Origin of the sequence: Orrella dioscoreae (assembly GCF_900089455.2) — a bacterium.
Taxonomy (GTDB): Bacteria; Pseudomonadota; Gammaproteobacteria; order Burkholderiales; family Burkholderiaceae_B; genus Orrella; species Orrella dioscoreae.
On sequence record NZ_LT907988.1, the window covers coordinates 1,094,911 to 1,112,255 of the forward strand.

Genomic DNA, 17,345 nt, shown 5'->3' on the forward strand with positions numbered 1-17,345 from the left:
GTTCCTCCTATGATGTCTTCATGAGTCCTGGTCCGTTGCCGTCCCGTCCGATTGCCTCCCACGCAGCTTCCTGGCGTCCAGCCCGGCCATCGCGCTATGGCTGGGCCGCCGCCCTCCTGGCCCTGCTTCCCTTCGCGGCCGTGCTCGTCGACCGCGACCTGGAAATTCCGACGGGCGGGGACTTCTACCTCGAGTTGCGCGACGTTCTGCCCTGGTTCTGGCTGCTTGCCGTGGCCTGCTGCTTCACGGCCTTCTACGTGCGCGACCGCCGCCATCGCGCACCGGTGTCGCGCGGCCGCGCGCTCGGGGTGCTGGGCGCCAGCGTGCTGGCCTTGTTGTTGGTATGGCCCTTCGAGGTGCGGTTGCGGTTGCCCATGCCACAGGCCGCCGATACACCTTTCGGCCCCGCCCGGCAGGTCGTGGGAACGGGGCCGGTCATCGACGTGCTGGGCATCGCCTTGCCTGCGTGGCGCGGCCTGCTGGATGAATGGACGGGCCTGCCCGGCACCGAGTCGTATGCGCTCTTTCCGCAAGAGCAGATCTACGCGGGGCAACGCTATCTGGAGGGGAGCGTGGCCCTGTCGGCGTTTCCCGCGCAGTTGACGTGCCCGGGCCGTGAAAGCAGCCAGTGGCTGTTCCTGCGGCGCAGTGTGTTCCATGCGCATTACGGCGACCCGCGCCGGGGCAAGGACTTGTTGGACCGCCTGCGCGCCGCGGCGGAACGCTGTCTTGCCGGTTTGCAGCCGCCGCCCTGGTTCCTGCCCGAGGCCGGTGACGAGGAGCGCATGACGGTATTCGGCGCGAAGGTACTGCCTGCCGCCGCCAGCAGCATCACCGTGCAGTGGTTCGAACTGGCTGCGGCGCAAGGCAAGGTGGGGCAGATACTGACCGAGCCCTGGGCGCCTCAGCGGTACACCGCCTATGGCCGTTACCTGCTGTATGCCAGCGTGGGAGAGGCGGCAGCCGATGTGCTGCCCGTGTCGGCCCGCGCGAGCGCGCACCGTCCCGCGCCGCCGGCGTCCGGCGTCGTGGGCGCGGACGAGACGATTCCGCCGCCGAGACCTGTGGCCGAGAGCGGTGATGCGCCCTTGGCTGCGCCATCGGCGGCGCACCCGTCATGGGTGGATGCCGCGGGACGTGCCTTGTCGGTGCCTTTCCAGCCGGGGTGGGCAGGCGGTTGGCGAGCCGAGGACTACGCCTATGCGGTCCGGATGTGCAACCTGGGTTATGCCCGCTTTCTGCATGCGCGCGGCCTGAGGCCGGACCCCACGTTGCCGCAGGTCCTGGCGCAGGCCTTGCGGGAGCCGGTGTCCACCCTGGGGTTGTCTCAGTATGGAGACGCGCCGACGCCCGCGCTGTACCGCATGCCCGAGTCGCGGCTTCATCAATGCCGGGCCTTGCTGGCCTGGCTGCAGCCCCCCGATCCCGCCCGCCATCCGCCCAGGGTGACGCCATGAGCCGGCCTTCGAATGCACCGGTGGCTGCCTTGCCGCGGCAGGCTGCTCCCGCCGCCGGACGGGTGCGCTATCGCTTGCCGGGCACGCAGCGGTACGAGGATGTGAAGCAAGGATTCTCCTGGCCGGCCTTGTGCTTTGGTTTGGCCTGGATGGCGGTCAAGGGTGTCTGGCGGCCTTTCGTGGTCTACCTGTGCCTCCTGTTCGGCATGGGGCTGGCCATCGAAGCCTGCCTGGCGAGTGCCAGCCTGTGGCTGGCGCCGCTGGCGAGGCTGGCCGCCGGCGTGGCGGGATTCGTCATGGCCATTGCCGCGGGATGGCTGGGAAACCGCTGGCGAGTCGCGGCATTGCGCCGCGCGGGCTTCGTTGCCGAGACGACGCCCGGCCCAGACCTGGACGGCGACACGCATTGACAACGGCCGGCTTGCCAAGCCGCTCATCCCTTCGTACGCTTACGGCTGTGCAAACAACCTCTTCTCCGCCGACACGCCCGCCCCGCCTCATGTCCAGGCTCCTGTTCCGCTTCGTCGAGTGGATCCAGGACCGGATCGCGCGGGCCTCGCTGGTCGGCGACCGGCCCATTTTCGACAACGCCCAGTTCCCGTGGCTGGCGGCGGTGGAGGCGCAGGCATCGGGCATCCGGGAAGAGATGGCCAGCCTGCTGGATGACCGCAAGCGCATGCCTTCCTTCCACGAGTTGTCGCCGGAGGTCGAGATGATCACGGCCGACGACCAGTGGAAGACCTTCATGTTCCTGGCCTATGGCCTGCGGTCCGAGCGCAACCTTGCGCGTTGCCCGAATACGGCGCGGGCCCTGGCCGGCATTCCCGGCCTGCGCACCGCATTCTTCTCCATTCTCGAGCCCGGCAAGCGCATTCCCCTGCATCGGGGACCCTATAACGGCGTGCTGCGCCTGCACCTGGCGCTGATCGTGCCTGAGCCGCGCGAGCAATGCTGGATCGAGGTCGACGGGCAGCGCTACGTCTGGCAGGAAGGCCGCGCCGTCGTGTTCGACGATCTGTACCCGCACCAGGTGCATAACGACACCGATGGCGTACGGGTGGTGCTGTTCGTGGATTTCGAACGGCCCTGCCGCGCGCCCATCCGCTGGCTCAACCGGCTGCTGCTGGCCGTGGCGCCCTTCACCGACGAGCTGCGCCGCGGCAAGGCCAAGCATGCCGCGTGGGAGAAGGACTACTACGCCTTGCGGGACGGCAAGTAGGACGCGCTTGCCGCCCGCCGCGCCTATGCGCGGCGCGGGCTTGCCTATGCGGGATCCCGCCGGTCGGCCCCGTCATCGTGCACACTGCAGGCGCCGTGTACCATGGGACGCAACGCATTCCTTTTCCCTTCCATGCCGCGCAAACGCTTCGACCTTCGCGCCGAGACCTTCTCCAAGGTGCTCGGCTTTTCCTTTCAGCACTGGGGCCGCCAGCCCTGGCGCATCGCCGCCATCATGGCGGCGATTTCGCTCGCCACCCTGGCCGAAGTGCTGACACCTTTGTATGCCGGCCGGCTGGTGGATGCCATCGCCGCGGGCGGGCAGGGGGCGCACGATGCCGCCTGGTCGGCTTTCGGCGTGCTGGTCTCGCTGGGCGTGGCCGGCGTGGTGTTCCGGCAGTTGTGCTTCCGGGGGCTCATCGTGCTGACCACGCGCATGATGGCAGGCATGGCCAACGAGGCCTTCCACCGCGTGCAGCGCTTCTCCAGCGACTGGCATGCCAACAGCTTCGCCGGCTCCACGGTGCGCCGCATCACGCGCGGCATCTGGGCGCTGGACCTGCTGAACGACACCCTGCTCATCGCCATCCTGCCGTCGGTGGTGATGCTGGCGGGCGCGACGGTGCTGCTGGGGGCGCACTGGCCCATGATGGGCGTGGTGGTGGGCGTGGGGTCGCTGCTGTTCATCGCGGCGTCGGTGCTGCTGTCGGTGGGATTCGTGGCTCCCATGGCCTCGCTGGCCAACCGTTGGGATACCAGGCTGGGCGGCGCGCTGGCCGATTCCGTGGGCTGCAATGCCGTGGTCAAGGCCTTCGGCGCCGAAACGCGCGAAGAGCGCAGGCTGGCCTGGATCATTGCCAAGTGGCGCGAGCGCACGCGCCGTTCGTGGAATCGCGGCAACCTGAACGGCACGGTGCAGGGCTTCCTGATGGTGGGCATGCAGGTGGCCATCCTGGCCACGACGCTGTTGATGTGGGACCGGGGCGAAGTGGGCGCGGGCGACGTGGCCTTCGTGCTGACGATGTTCTTCATGCTGCAAGGCCATCTCCGCGACGTGGGCATGCACATCCGCAACCTGCAGCGTTCGGTGAACGACATGGAAGAGCTGGTGGCCCTGCAGGACCAGCCGCTGGGCATCGAAGACCGTCCGGACGCCGTGCCTGCGCGCATCACGCAGGGCGGCATCGTGTTCGACCGCGTCACCTTCCGCTATGGCGCGCACCTCACGCCCTTGTTCCAGGACTTCACGGTGGCCATCCGGCCGGGTGAGCGGGTCGGGCTGGTGGGGCATTCCGGGTCGGGCAAGACCACCTTCATCAAGCTGATCCAGCGCCTGTACGACGTGTCGGGCGGCGCCGTGCGCATCGACGGTCAGGACGTCATGGCGTTGCGGCAGGCGTCGCTGCGCGCGCAGATCGCCATCGTGCAGCAGGAGCCCATCCTGTTCCATCGCAGCCTGTCGGAAAACATCGCCTACGCCCGGCCTGGCGCCACCGCCCGGGAAATCGAGGAGGCGGCGCGCCAGGCCAGCGCGCATGAATTCATCCAGCGGCTGCCGCGCGGCTATGACACCCTGGTGGGCGAGCGTGGCGTGAAGCTCTCGGGCGGTGAGCGCCAGCGCATCGCCATCGCGCGCGCCTTCCTGGCCAATGCGCCCATCCTGATCTTCGACGAGGCGACCTCCAGCCTGGACTCCGAAAGCGAGGCGCTGATCCAGGCCGCCATGGCCCGCCTGATGGTGGGCCGCACGACGCTGGTGATCGCACACCGCCTGTCGACGGTGCGCGCGCTGGACCGGCTGCTGGTGTTCGACACGGGCCGCATCGTGGAAGAGGGCACGCACGAGGCGCTGCTGGCGAGGCCGGACGGGCGCTATCGCCGCCTGTACGAGCAGCAGGCGCTGGACATCAGCGCGGGTCTGGCTGGCGGCCCGGCAGCAGCAGCGGATTGACGCTGCTGCGGGCGTAGCCTTCGCGCTCGACTTCGGCATCCAGCGCCAACGTGGCCAGGTCGTCCGCCATGGGGTCCTGGTTGCGGTCGCGGTCCATGTACAGCACCTTCAGGTAGCTGTGGCAGTCGCCGCAGCTCTCGGCCGTGATGGGCGCGGTTTTGCTGTCCAGCGACCAATAATCCAGCTTGCCGCCCTGTTCGCAATTGCTGCACTTGCTGCGCACCAGGTGCCAGCGGGTTTCGCACAGGCCGCAATGCAGGTAGCGCAGGCCTGCCTGCGCCCCGCCCAGCACGACGCTGGCCACCGGCGCGCCGCCGCAGGCGGGACAGAACTGGCGTGAGTCGCCTTGCGCGCGCCAGGCCGATGCCGGCAGCCGCGCGGCGAACTGCACGGCGTGCAGCGACAGCGCAGCCCACAGGAAGAGCGCGCGGGCGCTGTCCACCTGCTCGAAGTCGCCCGCCAGCAGGGCGGCCGCGTCGTGGGCCAGGGCGTCGGACGAGGCGTCGCGCAGGGCGGCCAGCGTCTGGCGCAGCGGCAGGGATGCGTCCAGCTGCGCGGCACCCAGGCGCGAGAACGCCGCCAGGAAGGCAGGCAGTGCGGCGCGCCAGTAGGGCGCCTGCAGCAGCGCGCCCGGCGTGAGCGGCGTGACATCGGCGTGTGCCGCGGATGCGTCTTCCGCCAAGGGCAGCGAGTCCAGCGTGGCCTGCTGGGCTTGCACCAGGGCGGCGGCCATGCGCAGGTAGTCCGCCATGGGATGGCCGTCGGCCAGTTGCGCCAGCCGCGCCGCGCGGCGGGCGTAGTGCTTGTCCAGCCTGGGCGCCAGCACGGGCGGTGCGTCGCCGATGCCGCCGGTGGGCACGCCGATGCCCTGCGTGTCCAGGCCGATGCCGCCTGCCGGGGACGTCATGCGCGCGGCTCCTTGGCGGCAGCGGCTTGCGTGGCTTCCTTGGCCAGCATCTGTTCATGCCAGCGGTCGTGGTGCGCCCGCGCCCAGGCGCGCGTGACGCGGCCGGTGATCATGCCGCGAATGGACCCCTTGACCCAGAAGGCCAGGTAGATGTGGCCGATGATGAGCAGCATCAGGCCGATGCCCGCCAGCGAGTGCGCGATGAGACTGAGGCGGATGACGGGGATGGGGAAGTAGTGCGCGAACCAGGGGCGCCAGATGATGACGCCGCTGACCAGCAGCGCGGTGATGAGGACCATGATGCTCCAGAAGAGGACCTTCTGGCCGGCGTTGTACTTGCCGATGCGCAGGGGCTTGTCGTGGGCGCCGCGCACCACGTCCTTGACGTTGGCGAACCAGATCCTGTCCTCGCGTTCCGGCAGGTTGTATTTCACCAGCCGCAAGAACAGGAACATCAGGGCCAGGAACACCACCACGCCCAGGAAGGGGTGCAGGATGCGCGCCAGCTGGGGCGTACCCAGCACGGCATTCAGCCAGCTGAGCGAGGGGAAGAGCCAGGACAGGCCGGACAGCGCGACAAGGAAGAAGCAGGCCACCATCATCCAGTGGCACAGGCGCTCGGCGTAGCCGATGCGGTGCAGCGTGCTGTCGCGTTTCATGCGCGGGGCTCCTCGTCCTGCCTGGCATCCGAGCGGGCAGCGCCGGCGTCGCCGGTCTCGTCATCGTCCGGCACCTCGTTGGGACCGGCCGCGATGTAGTGCGCGGCGGCGCCCACCAGCGCGGCGGCGAAGGCCACGCTGGCCACGGGTTTCAGCGCGCCCTTCCAGCTTTCCACCACCGGGCTGATGGTGGGTTCTGACGGCAGCTTGTGATAAAGCTCGGGGCGGTCGGCGTGATGCAGCACGTACATGACGTGGGTGCCGCCCACGCCTTGCGGGTCATACAGGCCGGCCTCGTCGTAGCCGCGCGTCTTCAGTTCCTCGACGCGCTCGTGCGCCAGCTGCTTCATGTCGTCCTTGCTGCCGAAGGTGATGGCGCCGGTCGGACAGGTCTTCACGCAGGCGGGCTCCTGGCCCACGCCCACGCGGTCCGAGCACAGCGTGCACTTGTAGGCCTTGTTGTCGGACTTGTCGATGCGCGGCACGTCGAAGGGGCAGCCGGCGATGCAGTAGCCGCAGCCGATGCAGTGCTCGGACTGGAAGTCGACGATGCCGTTGGCGTACTGGATGATGGCGCCGGGCACCGGACAGGCCTTCAGGCAGCCGGGGTCTTCGCAGTGCATGCAGCCGTCCTTGCGGATCAGCCACTCCAGCTTGCCGGTTTCCTCGTGCTCGATCTCGTCGAAGCGCATCAGCGTCCAGGTCTTGGCGCCGAGGTCGGCGGGGTTGTCGTAGACGCCGACGTTGTGGCCGACCTCGTCGCGCAGGTCGTTCCACTCGTTGCACGCCACCTGGCAGGCCTTGCAGCCGATACAGGTGGTGACGTCGATCAGCTTGGCGACCTTGGCCTGGTGGTCGCGCACGTGCGGCGCGGGGGTCAGCGTGTTGGTGCCGGAACGGCGGACGATATCCTGGGATTGCATGGACATGTTTCCCTCAAGCTTTTTCGATATTCACGAGGAACGCCTTGTATTCCGGCGTCTGCGTGTTGGCGTCGCCCACGTGCGGGGTCAGCGTGTTGGTCAGGAAGCCCTTGCGGGTGGCGCCTTCATAGCCCCAGTGGCAGGGAATGCCGATGGAGTCGATGTCCTGGCCATCGATCTTCAGCGTGCGGATGCGCTTGGTGACCACGGCGCGCGCCTTGATGTAGCCGCGCTGGCTGGATACCTTGACCAGGTCGCCCTGCACGATGCCCTTGCGCGCCGCCAGCTTCTCGCCCACCTCGATGAACTGCTCGGGCTGGATGATCGCGTTCAGGCGCGAGTGCTTGGTCCAGTGGCGGAACAGCTCCGTGATGGAGTAGGTGGTGGCCACGTAGGGGAAGTCCTCGCGCTTGCCCAGGCGGGCGCGGTCGCTGGCATACAGCCGCGCCGTGGGGGCGTAGGTCACGCGCGGGTGCAGCGGGTTTTCCGCCAGCGGCGACTCCAGCGGCTCGTAGTGCTCGGGGAAGGGGCCGTCCACCATCGCGTCCACGCTGAAGAGCCGGCCCAGGCCCTCGGGCAGCATGATGAAGGGGTTGGCCTTGCTGCCGGGCGGCACGGTGGCGGCGAAATCCGGGTTGTCGATGCCAGTCCAGCGCGTGCCGTTCCACTCGATGATCTTGCGCTTGGGATCCCAGGGCTTGCCTTGTGGATCGGCGGAGGCGCGGTTGTAGAGGATGCGGCGGTTCTGCGGCCAGGCCCAGGCCCAGCCGGGCGTACAGCCCAGGCCGCGCGGGTCGGGCGTGTTGTCGCGGCGGGCCATCTGGTTGCCCTGCTCGGTCCACGAACCCGCGAAGATCCAGTTGAAGGACGCGGTGCTGCCGTCGTCGCGCAGCTGCGAGAAGTCGCTGAGCAGTTCGCCCTTGCGCGCGACGATGCGGCCCTGGTCGTCGGTCAGGTCCGCCAGCGCATGGCCGTTGGCCTCGCGCGCCACTTCCTCCGGCGCCGGGTCCATCGGGTTCTGGTAGTTCCAGGCCATGTTGAGGATGGGCGCGGGGTTGGCGCCGCCTTCCTTTTCATAGAGCTCGCGCAGCTTCATGAAGAGGTGGCCCAGGATCTTGCCGTCGTGCCAGGCCTCCATGGGCGGCTCGGCGCCGGCCCAGTGCCATTGCAGCCAGCGGCCGGAGTTGACGATGGAGCCGTTCTCCTCGGCGAAGCACGAGGACGGCAGGCGGAAGACCTCGGTCTGGATGGTGGCGGGGTCGACGTCGTTGAACTCGCCATGGTTCTGCCAGAAGTTCGAGGTCTCGGTGACCAGCGGGTCGATGATGACCAGGAACTTCAGCTTGGCCAGCGCCACGGCGACCTTGTTGCGGTCGGGGAAGGCCGCGATGGGGTTGAAGCCCTGGGCGATATAACCGTTGACCTTGCCCTCGGCCATCATCTCCGAGTAGGCCAGCACGTCGTAGCTCTTGTCCCACTTGGGCAGCCAGTCGAAGCCCCAGTCGTTCTCGGCCGTGGCCTTGTCGCCCCACAGGCTCTTCATGAGGCTCACGAAGAACTTGGGCGTGTGGCGGTAATAGTTGACCTGGCCGGGCAGCAGCGCGCGCGGCGTGGTCTGCGCCAGGTAGTCCTTCAGGGTGGTCTGCGTGTCCGAGGGCAGGTTCATGTAGCCCGGCAGGCGCAGCGACAGCAGGCCCAGGTCGGTGTAGCCCTGGATGTTCGAATGGCCGCGCAGCGCGTTCACGCCGCCGCCGGCCATGCCGATGTTGCCCAGCAGCAGCTGGATCATGCCCGAGCCGCGGATCATCTGGGCGCCGTTGGTGTGGTGGGTCCAGCCCAGCGCGTACAGGAAGGTGGCGGTCTTGTCCGACACACAGGTCTCGCCCAGCAGGCGGCAGATCTCCAGGAAATCGTCCTGGGGCGTGCCGCAGACGCGCGTGACCATGTCCGGCGTGTAGCGGCTGACGTGCTGCTTCAGCAGGTTCCAGACGCAACGCGGGTGCGACAGGGTCATGTCGCGGCGCGCGTGGCCGTTCTCGTCCAGCTCGTAGGTCCACGAGCGGCGGTCGTACTGGCCCGATGACTCGTCGAAGCCGCTGAAGATGCCGTCCTCGAAGGTGTAGTCTTCGCGCACGATCAGGCTGGCGTTGGTGTAGGCGCGCACATAGTCGTGATGCACCTTGTCGTGCGTGATGAGCCAGTTCACCACGCCCATCAGGAAGGTCACGTCGGAGCCGGCGCGGATGGGCGAGTACAGGTCGGCCACGGCCGCGCTGCGGTTGAAGCGCGGATCCACCACGATGACCTTGGCGCCGTTCTTCACCTTGGCCTCGATCACCCACTTGAAGCCAACGGGGTGGGCCTCGGCGGGGTTGCCGCCCATGATGAGGATGACGTTGGCGTTCTTGATGTCGACCCAGTTGTTGGTCATGGCGCCGCGCCCGAAGGTGGGCGCCAGCGCGGCAACGGTGGGCGCGTGGCAGACGCGGGCCTGGCTGTCGGTGCCCAGGATGCCCAGCGCGCGGGTGAAGCGCTGGTCGAGCGCACCGGTTTCGTTGCTGGCGGCCGAAGAGGTCAGCATGCCGGTGGAGAGCCAGCGGTTGACGGTCACGCCGGCGGCGTTCTTCTCGATGAAGTTGGCGTCGCGGTCGTCCTTCATCAGGCGCGCGATGCGCGAGATGGCGTCGTCCCAGCTGATGCGCTGCCAGGTGTCGGAGCCCGGCGCGCGGTATTCGGGAAAGTGCAGGCGCTGTTCGCTGTGGATGTAGTCCAGCAGGCCGGCGCCCTTGGGACAGAGCGAGCCGCGGCTGACCGGGTGGTCGGGGTCGCCTTCGATGTGGAAGATGCGCGACTTGGCGTTCTTCGCGCCGTCGCCCAGGCTGTACATGAGGATGCCGCAACCCACCGAGCAATAGGTGCAATTGTTGCGCGTCTCCTTGGCGCGCAGCAGCTTGTAGCGGCGCGGCTGGGTGGCTTCGGCGACCGAGGGGGCAAAGCCCAGGGTAATGGCACTGGCTCCGGCCAGCCCCGCGCTACAGAGCTTGAAAAACCGCCTTCTGCCGACTTGCATCACCCACTCCTATAAGCACACAGGAACATATAAAAGATTGCGGCGGACGATGATCGTCCGCCGCGCGGGCGGAGTGTATCGAAGATTCGCGCGGGGTGCTTGGAGAGGGATCAGTGTCGGGCCCTGAACTTAGACCAAAGTTTTAGATGTCTGACCCGACATATATATGCAAGGGTTTGCAGCTTAGGCTTTGCGCGCTTGCTGCTTGGTGGCAATGAGCCAGGTCTTGTAGTCGTCCAGGTCGCCGTCGTAGGGCAGCATCTTGCCGTCGGCGACGATGATGAACTGGTCGGTGGTGGCGCGCAGCAGGTGCCGGTCGTGCGAGACGAGAATGAGGCTGCCTTCGAACTGGGCCAGCGCATCGGTCAGCGCCTCGCGGGTTTCCAGGTCCAGGTGGTTGGTGGGCTCGTCGAGCAGCAGCAGGTTGGGCCGCTGCCACACGATCAGCGCCAGCGCGAGCCGCGCCTTCTCGCCGCCCGAGAAGGGGGCGATCGAGGACATCGCCATTTCGCCGGCGAAGTTGAAGCCGCCCAGGAAGTTGCGCAGCTCCTGTTCGCGCACCGTGGGGGCGAGCTTGCTCATGTGCCACAGCGGCGACTCGTCATGGCGCAGCATTTCCACCTGGTGCTGCGCGAAATAGCCGACCGACAGCCCTTTGCCGAGGGTGACCGTGCCCGACAGCGCGCCGATCTCGTCGGCGATGGTCTTGATGAAGGTGGACTTGCCCGCGCCGTTCACGCCCAGCAGGCCGATGCGCTGGCCGCCCTGCAAGGAGAAGTTGATGCCCTGGATGATGCGCTTGTCGGCGCGGCCGTCCTCGCCGCGGTAGCCGGCGTCCACGCCGTCCAGCACCAGCAGCGGATCGGGCGCGCGCGCGGGCTCGCGGAACTGGAAGGAGAACTCGGCCGCGGCGCGCAGCGGCGCCACTTCCTCCATGCGGGCCAGGGCCTTGATGCGGCTCTGGGCCTGGCGGGCCTTGCTGGCCTGCGCCTTGAAGCGGTTGATGAACGATTCCAGGTGCGCGCGCTGGCGCATCTGCTTTTCCTGCTGGCCGGCGGCCAGTTCCAGCTGCGCGGCGCGCTGGCGCTCGAACGAGGAGTAATGCCCCGAATAGCGCTTCAGCTTGCGCGCGTCGATGTGCACGATCACGTTGACCACTTCGTCCAGGAAGTCGCGGTCGTGCGAGATGATGAGTAGCGTGCCCGGATAGCGCTTGAGCCAGTCTTCCAGCCAGATGATGGCGTCGAGATCCAGGTGGTTGGTGGGCTCGTCGAGCAGCAGCAGGTCGGACGGGCACATCAGCGCCTGCGCCAGGTTCAGGCGCATGCGCCAGCCGCCCGAGAAACTGGTCAGCGGCATGCGCATCTGTTCGGACGAGAAGCCCAGGCCGGCAAGCAGCTGCTCGGCGCGTGATTCCACGGTGTAGGCGTCGGCGTCGGCCAGCGCCGCATAGGCCTCGCCGATGGCCAGGCCGTTCTCCAGCGATTCTGGCTGGCTTTCCAGTTCCGCCAGGTGCGCCTCCAGCGCGCGCAGCGTCGTGTCGCCGTCGATGGCGTAGTCGATCGCCGAGCGCGCGAGCGGCGGCGTTTCCTGGGCCACGTGGGCCAGGCGCCAGTTGGGCGGATAGCTCAGGTCGCCCTGGTCGGGATGCAGCTCGCCGCGCAACATGGCGAACAGGCTGGACTTGCCGGCGCCGTTGGCGCCGATCAGGCCGATCTTGTCGCCGGGATTGAGGAGGAGGTCGACACGCTCGAGCAGGGGCTTGACCCCGCGAGCGAGCGAGACGTTCTGGAAACGGATCATGGGAAGGGGCGCGCGCCGCGGAGCGGCGCTTGGGCGCGGAAAAAGGCGGCTAAGGGCAAAGCCCGCCAGTGTAGGCGATCCGCGTGACGCGACGCCCCTTCGCGTGACGGCGGGCAGGAATCAGAAGCGGTAGAGCACGCCCACGCTGCCGTTCACGCTGGTGTCGCGCTCGGAAATCGGCGAGTCCTTGGCGTCGCCCAGCAGCGTCTTCACGCCCACGCCGGTCATGACCGACCAGCTGTCGTTCAGGCTGTGCGTCCAGGTCAGCGACAGGCCGGCCGAGCGGAAGCCGGCCGAGGCCGAGTAGCTGTCATAGCGGGTGCTGCGCGCGGCTTCGGCGCGGCTGATGCCGAACCAGGTGTCCATGTTGTCGTCGTTGCCCCAGACCGTGTTCGCGCCCAGGCGGACCTGGTTCTTCTGGGTCTGCAGCAGGGCGTACGACGCGCCCAGCTGCAGCGTGGCGCCGTAGCCGGACTTCATGGCCTGCTGGAGGTCCGCCGACACGGTGTACCGGCCGGGCGACCATTCCAGGAAGGCGCCGGCCAAACCGTGCGTCTTGATCTCGTCCAGTCCGGCCAGGTCGTCCTCGGCCTTGCGCTTGAAGCCCAGGCCCACGTACAGGCCGGCGGCCCAGTCGGGCGCCAGCGTGGCACGGATGCCGGCGGCGGGCGCGCCGGCGCGCGGGGCGATGAAGAACATGTCGTGGTTGTACTGGATGAGGGGCATGGCGCGCGCCTTGTAGTCGCGCGCGCCGTCATATTCGGGAACGATGCCGACACCTGCGCCGATGACGTTCTGGGCGGAGGCGGCGCCCACGCAAGAGAGCAGGGCGAACGCAAGAAGGGACTGCGCGGGAAGGAGGCGAGGCAGCATGATTGTCCTGGATGCGGGGGAGGGGACCGGCGCCGGACGGCGCGGTTGGCGAATTCTAGAAAGCCCTCCATTAATCCCGCATTAAGCGATAGGGACCCTTTTGTTGCCGGGCCGTCCCAAGGCAAAAGACGGCCCCCTTGGGGGGCAGCAAGCCGAAGGGGCGGCGTGGGGGGGCGTTTTGTTGCCGGGATCGTGGCTTCCGGGGTGCGGACATACCCTTGCTTTGGGTCTTGTGCCCGCTTTGTATACATCTTTTTACGGGTTTACGCCGATGTTGCGGGCGTAGGGCGGGCGCTATGTTACCCATGCCGCAGTCACCGGAAAGGGTAGGACTGGCAGCATGCGGGGCTGTGGAAGTAGAACAAGTTCGAACACAAAACAGAACGAGACTTTCCCTGTCTGAGGAGACACACGCGATGAAACCCACTCGCCGTACATTCATGGCCGGCGCGGCCGCCAGTGCCGCGCTCGCGGCGCCCGCCGTCGTCAAGGCACAGCAGGTCACGTCCCTGCGCTTCCAGAGCACCTGGCCCGCCAACGATATCTTCCACGAGTACGCGCAGGACTTCGCGAAGAAGGTCAACGAGATGTCCGAAGGCCGGCTGCGCATCGAGGTGCTGCCCGCCGGCGCCGTCGTGCGCGCCTTCGACCTGCTGGACGCCGTGTCGTCGGGCACGCTGGACGGCGGCCACGGCGTGGTGGCCTACTGGTACGGCAAGAACACCGCGGTCGCCCTGTGGGGATCGGGCCCCTCGTTCGGCATGGACCCGAACATGCTGCTCGCCTGGCACGAATACGGCGGCGGCAAGGAGCTGCTGAAGGAAATCCAGAAAGCCATGGGCGTGAACGTGACCTCGTTCATGTACGGACCCATGCCCACCCAGCCGCTGGGCTGGTTCAAGAAGCCGGTCACGCGCGCCGAGGACTTCAAGGGCCTGAAGTTCCGCACCGTGGGCCTGGCCATCGACATGTTCTCGGCGATGGGGGCGGCGGTGAACGCGCTGCCGGGCGGTGAAATCGTCCCCGCGCTGGACCGCGGCCTGCTGGATGGCGCCGAGTTCAACAACGCCTCGTCCGACCGTTCGCTGGGCTTCCAGGACGTGTCCAAGATCTGCATGCTGCAGAGCTTCCACCAGAGCGCCGAGCAGTTCGAGGTCATGTTCAACACGGGCAAGTACGAAGCCCTGCCGAACGACCTGAAGGCCGTCATCCGCTATGCCACCCAGGCAGCCAGTGCCGACATGTCGTGGAAGGCGATCGACCGTTATTCCAAGGACTACATCGAGCAGCAGAAGGCTGGCGTCAAGTTCTACAAGACGCCTGACGCCATCCTGCGCGACCAGCTGAAGATCTGGGACGAGATGATCGCCAAGCGTTCGGCCGAGAATCCGCTCTTCAAGAAGGTGCTGGACTCGCAGAAGGCCTTCGCGCAACGCAGTGGCCGGTGGCAGAACGACACGACCATCGACTACCGGATGGCCTACAACCACTACTTCGCGCAGAGCAAGCCCAAGGCTTGATTCCCGTGCGGCGCCGGTTGCGTGTCGCGTGACGACGCGCGCCGGCTGGCCGCCGGAAGGCCCCGCGCGGGCACGGTGACCGGGGAGGGGCCCCGTGCGCCGCGCGGGGCTTGCCTGGGGGCCGTCTTCCCCGTCAAGAGTGGTTGCGGGCCCGCGCACGACGCGGCGCCAGGCGCGCTCCTGGCTGTTCCATCGACGCGGGTTGGCGCATGCCGTCGCGCGTTCCATCGGGTGGTTCCATGCTGAAATTCCTGTTCGCCGTTGATCGGCTCTCCACATGGGTGGGCAAGGCCTTCGCCTGGCTCATCGTCATCCTGACGCTGATGATCGTCTGGGAAGTGTTTGCCCGCTATTTCTTCAGCAATCCCAGCGCCTGGGCCTTCGACATGCAGTTGATGCTCTACGGCACGCTGTTCATGATGGCCGGCGCCTACACACTGGCCAAGAGCGGCCACGTGCGCGGCGACATCCTGTACGGGTTCTTCAGCCCGCGTACGCAGGCCTGCCTGGATTTGATTCTCTACATCCTGTTCTTCATCCCCGGCGTGGTCGCGCTGGTGTGGGCGGGCTGGTATTACGCAGCCGAGTCCATCGCCATCCGCGAGCACTCTTCCCTCATGGCGAACGGGCCACCCATCTATCCCTTCAAGGCGATCATTCCGGTGGCGGGCGCCTTCCTGCTGTTGCAAGGCATCGCCGAGATCGGCCGCAGCATCCTGTGCCTGCGCGACGGCGCCTGGCCGCGTCGCGAGGACGACGTGGAGGAAGTCGACGTCGAGAAGCTGAAGGAGATGGTCCACGTCAAGGACGAGGACATCGAGAAACTGGACCGCTACGTTGCCCCGGAGAAGCACTGATGAAGCAGAACAAAGCCATCTGGTTCGGGCTCTCGATCATGGCGATGGTGGTCATCGCGGTGATCGTGCTGACGCCCTGGACGGCGCTCACCACCCCGCACATCGGGCTCATCATGCTGGCGCTGGTGGTCGTGACCATCATGCTCGGCTTCCCCACTGCCTTCACGCTCATGGGCATGGGGGTGATCTTTTCCTTCCTTGCGTATTACATGCAGTCCGGCGAGTCGATGCGGGCCATCGAGCAGACGCTGAGCCTGATGGTGCAGCGGACCTACGCCACCATGACCAACGACGCGCTGATCTCGATTCCGCTCTTCGTGTTCATGGGCTACCTGGTCGAGCGCGCCAACCTGATCGAGAAGCTCTTCAAGGCCATGCACCTGGCGCTGGCGCGCGTGCCGGGCTCGCTGGCCGTGGCCACGCTGGCCACCTGCGCCATCTTCGCCACGGCCACGGGTATCGTGGGCGCGGTGGTGACGCTGATGGGCCTGCTCGCCATGCCGACCATGCTGAAGTCGGGCTACGGCGTGAAGCTGACGGCGGGCGCGATCACGGCGGGCGGTTGCCTGGGCATCCTGCTGCCGCCTTCGGTGATGCTGATCGTATATGGCGCGACGGCTGGCGTCTCGGTGGTGCAGCTCTATGCGGGCGCGCTGTTTCCCGGATTGATGCTGGCGGGCCTGTACATTCTCTACGTGATCCTCGTGGGCAAGTTCTGGCCCCATCTCGCGCCGCCCCTGCCCGAGTCGGAGCGCCATCTGCCCCTGCCCGCGCCAGCGCAGTCATTGGCCAGCGGCGGCCAGACGCGCGCCATGGTGGGGCTCGTCGGCGCGATGTTCAAAGGGCGCCGCAACCGTGACGTGCCGATGAGCTTCCTGGTGCGCAACATGGCCGTGGTGTTGGTGCCGCTGGCCATCTTCCTGCTGCTCATGGGAACGACGCACCGTATCCTGACCACACCTGCCGTCGAGTACGACATCCCGGACGAGCTGCGCCTGGGATATGTCGCGCCGTCGGGCAGTGGCGGCTTGGCCGAGCCCCCGATGGAGGGCGGTCTCAGCGAACCGCCGCTCGAGGGCGGATTGTCCGAGCCTCCTGGCGCGGGAGGCGTCGCGGAACCGCCCGGCACGCCGACGCCCGCGGCGGAGCCCGGCGTCACCGAGCCTGCCGCGGCGGTCGCGGCGGCATTGGCCGCGGATGGCGATGCTGGCGCCGGCCTCTCCGCACCCATGAACTTCTGGATCGTGTTCGGGGTGATCGGCGCGGGATTGTTGGCGTTCTACGTTTTCCTTACCTGGCAGCGCCTTGAAATCTTCAAGATGCTCATGGCCTCGTTCTTCCCGCTGTCGGTGATGATCCTGGCGGTGCTGGGGTCCATCGTGTTCGGACTTGCCACGCCCAGCGAGGCCGCGGCAATGGGCGCACTGGGGGGCGCTCTGCTGGCCGCGGCATATCGGCGCTTGAACATGCCGGTGCTGAAGGAGTCGGTGTTCCTGGCGGCCAAGACCAGCGCCATGGTGTGCTGGCTGTTCGTCGGGTCGTCGATTTTCTCCGCGGCCTTCGCGCTGCTGGGCGGACAGCAGATCATCGAGGCCTGGGTGCTGGGCATGGGCCTCACGCCCGTGGAGTTCATGCTGCTGGCGCAGATCATCATCTTCCTGCTGGGCTGGCCGCTGGAGTGGACCGAGATCATCGTGATCTTCATGCCCATCTTCATCCCGCTGCTCGCCAACTTCGGCATCGACCCGCTGTTCTTCGGCCTGCTGGTCGCGCTGAACCTGCAGACGGCCTTCCTGTCGCCGCCCGTGGCCATGTCGGCCTTCTACCTGAAGGGGGTGTCGCCGCCACACGTCACGCTGAACCAGATCTTCCTGGGCATGCTGCCGTTCATGGGCATCCAGATCGTGGCGATCTTCCTGCTCTATATGTTCCCCGGCATCGGCATGTGGCTGCCGACCGTGCTGTACCGTTGATCGAAGGATGCCGCCGCGTGCAATGCGCGGCGGCTTGATCGCCGTCACTGACAGGTTCTTGTCAGACAGCGGCCTGTAAGCGGGGCCGTGAAAGAATAATAAGAACCAATCTCTTTTGACTGGCCCGGCGCGTA

The 17,345-nt window shown here is 67.3% G+C and carries 13 protein-coding genes; 7 read left to right on the top strand and 6 right to left on the bottom strand.

The annotated features are described in order from the left end of the window. The first annotated feature begins 20 nt into the window (after window positions 1–20). The 4 genes from ODI_RS22200 (at window position 21) to ODI_RS04980 (ending at window position 4,626) form a co-directional block, all read left to right on the top strand. Window positions 21–1,457 carry a hypothetical protein gene (locus tag ODI_RS22200; protein ID WP_157929716.1) on the top strand — a complete coding sequence of 479 codons (1,437 nt, stop codon included), beginning with the start codon at window positions 21–23 and terminating at the stop codon, window positions 1,455–1,457. Further along, window positions 1,454–1,867 (top strand): DUF2628 domain-containing protein, encoded by a 414-nt coding sequence (locus tag ODI_RS22205; protein WP_157929717.1) that lies wholly within the window; start codon window positions 1,454–1,456, stop codon window positions 1,865–1,867. Before ODI_RS22200 ends, ODI_RS22205 begins: the two co-directional genes overlap by 4 nt. A gap of 89 nt (window positions 1,868–1,956) precedes the next feature. Then, window positions 1,957–2,676, top strand: coding sequence for an aspartyl/asparaginyl beta-hydroxylase domain-containing protein (locus ODI_RS04975; RefSeq protein ID WP_173719640.1), 720 nt, complete (start codon window positions 1,957–1,959; stop codon window positions 2,674–2,676). A 132-nt stretch (window positions 2,677–2,808) separates the two neighbouring features. Next, complete coding sequence (locus tag ODI_RS04980; protein ID WP_067749233.1) at window positions 2,809–4,626, top strand: ABC transporter ATP-binding protein; 1,818 nt, start codon at window positions 2,809–2,811, stop codon at window positions 4,624–4,626. On the opposite strand, the gene fdhE is transcribed toward ODI_RS04980, so the two are convergent. The 6 genes from fdhE to ODI_RS05010 form a co-directional block, all read right to left on the bottom strand. Further along, window positions 4,583–5,533, bottom strand: coding sequence for a formate dehydrogenase accessory protein FdhE (gene fdhE, locus ODI_RS04985; RefSeq protein ID WP_067749136.1), 951 nt, complete (start codon window positions 5,531–5,533; stop codon window positions 4,583–4,585). The genes ODI_RS04980 and fdhE overlap by 44 nt on opposite strands. Beyond that, window positions 5,530–6,192 carry a formate dehydrogenase subunit gamma gene (locus tag ODI_RS04990; RefSeq protein ID WP_067749138.1) on the bottom strand — a complete coding sequence of 221 codons (663 nt, stop codon included), beginning with the start codon at window positions 6,190–6,192 and terminating at the stop codon, window positions 5,530–5,532. Before ODI_RS04990 ends, fdhE begins: the two co-directional genes overlap by 4 nt. Next, window positions 6,189–7,121, bottom strand: a complete 933-nt coding sequence (gene fdxH, locus ODI_RS04995; RefSeq protein ID WP_067749139.1) for a formate dehydrogenase subunit beta — start codon at window positions 7,119–7,121, stop codon at window positions 6,189–6,191. The genes ODI_RS04990 and fdxH overlap by 4 nt, the downstream gene beginning before the upstream one ends. A gap of 7 nt (window positions 7,122–7,128) precedes the next feature. Then, a complete protein-coding gene (gene fdnG / locus ODI_RS05000; protein WP_074046756.1) occupies window positions 7,129–10,185 on the bottom strand; it encodes a formate dehydrogenase-N subunit alpha in 3,057 nt (1,018 codons plus the stop codon). Window positions 10,186–10,368: 183 nt separating this feature from the next. After that, window positions 10,369–11,988 carry an ABC-F family ATP-binding cassette domain-containing protein gene (locus tag ODI_RS05005; protein ID WP_067749141.1) on the bottom strand — a complete coding sequence of 540 codons (1,620 nt, stop codon included), beginning with the start codon at window positions 11,986–11,988 and terminating at the stop codon, window positions 10,369–10,371. Between the two features lie 120 nt (window positions 11,989–12,108). Continuing rightward, on the bottom strand, window positions 12,109–12,861 hold the full coding sequence (locus tag ODI_RS05010) for a MipA/OmpV family protein (RefSeq protein WP_067749143.1): 753 nt from the start codon (window positions 12,859–12,861) through the stop codon (window positions 12,109–12,111). A 416-nt stretch (window positions 12,862–13,277) separates the two neighbouring features. On the opposite strand from ODI_RS05010, the gene ODI_RS05015 reads away from it, so the two are divergent. From ODI_RS05015 to ODI_RS05025, 3 genes are all read left to right on the top strand, one after another. Next, window positions 13,278–14,381, top strand: a complete 1,104-nt coding sequence (locus ODI_RS05015; protein WP_067749146.1) for a TRAP transporter substrate-binding protein — start codon at window positions 13,278–13,280, stop codon at window positions 14,379–14,381. 239 nt (window positions 14,382–14,620) lie between these two features. Next, window positions 14,621–15,238: a TRAP transporter small permease subunit gene (locus ODI_RS05020; RefSeq protein ID WP_067749149.1), complete on the top strand. Its 618-nt coding sequence runs from the start codon at window positions 14,621–14,623 to the stop codon at window positions 15,236–15,238. After that, window positions 15,238–17,211: a TRAP transporter large permease gene (locus tag ODI_RS05025; RefSeq protein WP_067749152.1), complete on the top strand. Its 1,974-nt coding sequence runs from the start codon at window positions 15,238–15,240 to the stop codon at window positions 17,209–17,211. Before ODI_RS05020 ends, ODI_RS05025 begins: the two co-directional genes overlap by 1 nt. Window positions 17,212–17,345 lie beyond the last annotated feature (134 nt).

Excerpts from the sequence above, each read along its gene's own strand:
- ODI_RS05015 (WP_067749146.1), top strand. The coding sequence starts at position 13,278 with ATGAAACCCACTCGCCGTACATTCATGGCCGGCGCGGCCGCCAGTGCC.
- fdnG (WP_074046756.1), bottom strand. The coding sequence starts at position 10,185 with ATGCAAGTCGGCAGAAGGCGGTTTTTCAAGCTCTGTAGCGCGGGGCTG.
- ODI_RS22205 (WP_157929717.1), top strand. The coding sequence starts at position 1,454 with ATGAGCCGGCCTTCGAATGCACCGGTGGCTGCCTTGCCGCGGCAGGCT.
- ODI_RS04980 (WP_067749233.1), top strand. The coding sequence starts at position 2,809 with ATGCCGCGCAAACGCTTCGACCTTCGCGCCGAGACCTTCTCCAAGGTG.
- fdhE (WP_067749136.1), bottom strand. The coding sequence starts at position 5,533 with ATGACGTCCCCGGCAGGCGGCATCGGCCTGGACACGCAGGGCATCGGC.
- ODI_RS22200 (WP_157929716.1), top strand. The coding sequence starts at position 21 with ATGAGTCCTGGTCCGTTGCCGTCCCGTCCGATTGCCTCCCACGCAGCT.
- ODI_RS04990 (WP_067749138.1), bottom strand. The coding sequence starts at position 6,192 with ATGAAACGCGACAGCACGCTGCACCGCATCGGCTACGCCGAGCGCCTG.
- ODI_RS05005 (WP_067749141.1), bottom strand. The coding sequence starts at position 11,988 with ATGATCCGTTTCCAGAACGTCTCGCTCGCTCGCGGGGTCAAGCCCCTG.
- ODI_RS05025 (WP_067749152.1), top strand. The coding sequence starts at position 15,238 with ATGAAGCAGAACAAAGCCATCTGGTTCGGGCTCTCGATCATGGCGATG.
- ODI_RS04975 (WP_173719640.1), top strand. The coding sequence starts at position 1,957 with ATGTCCAGGCTCCTGTTCCGCTTCGTCGAGTGGATCCAGGACCGGATC.
- fdxH (WP_067749139.1), bottom strand. The coding sequence starts at position 7,121 with ATGTCCATGCAATCCCAGGATATCGTCCGCCGTTCCGGCACCAACACG.
- ODI_RS05020 (WP_067749149.1), top strand. The coding sequence starts at position 14,621 with ATGCTGAAATTCCTGTTCGCCGTTGATCGGCTCTCCACATGGGTGGGC.
- ODI_RS05010 (WP_067749143.1), bottom strand. The coding sequence starts at position 12,861 with ATGCTGCCTCGCCTCCTTCCCGCGCAGTCCCTTCTTGCGTTCGCCCTG.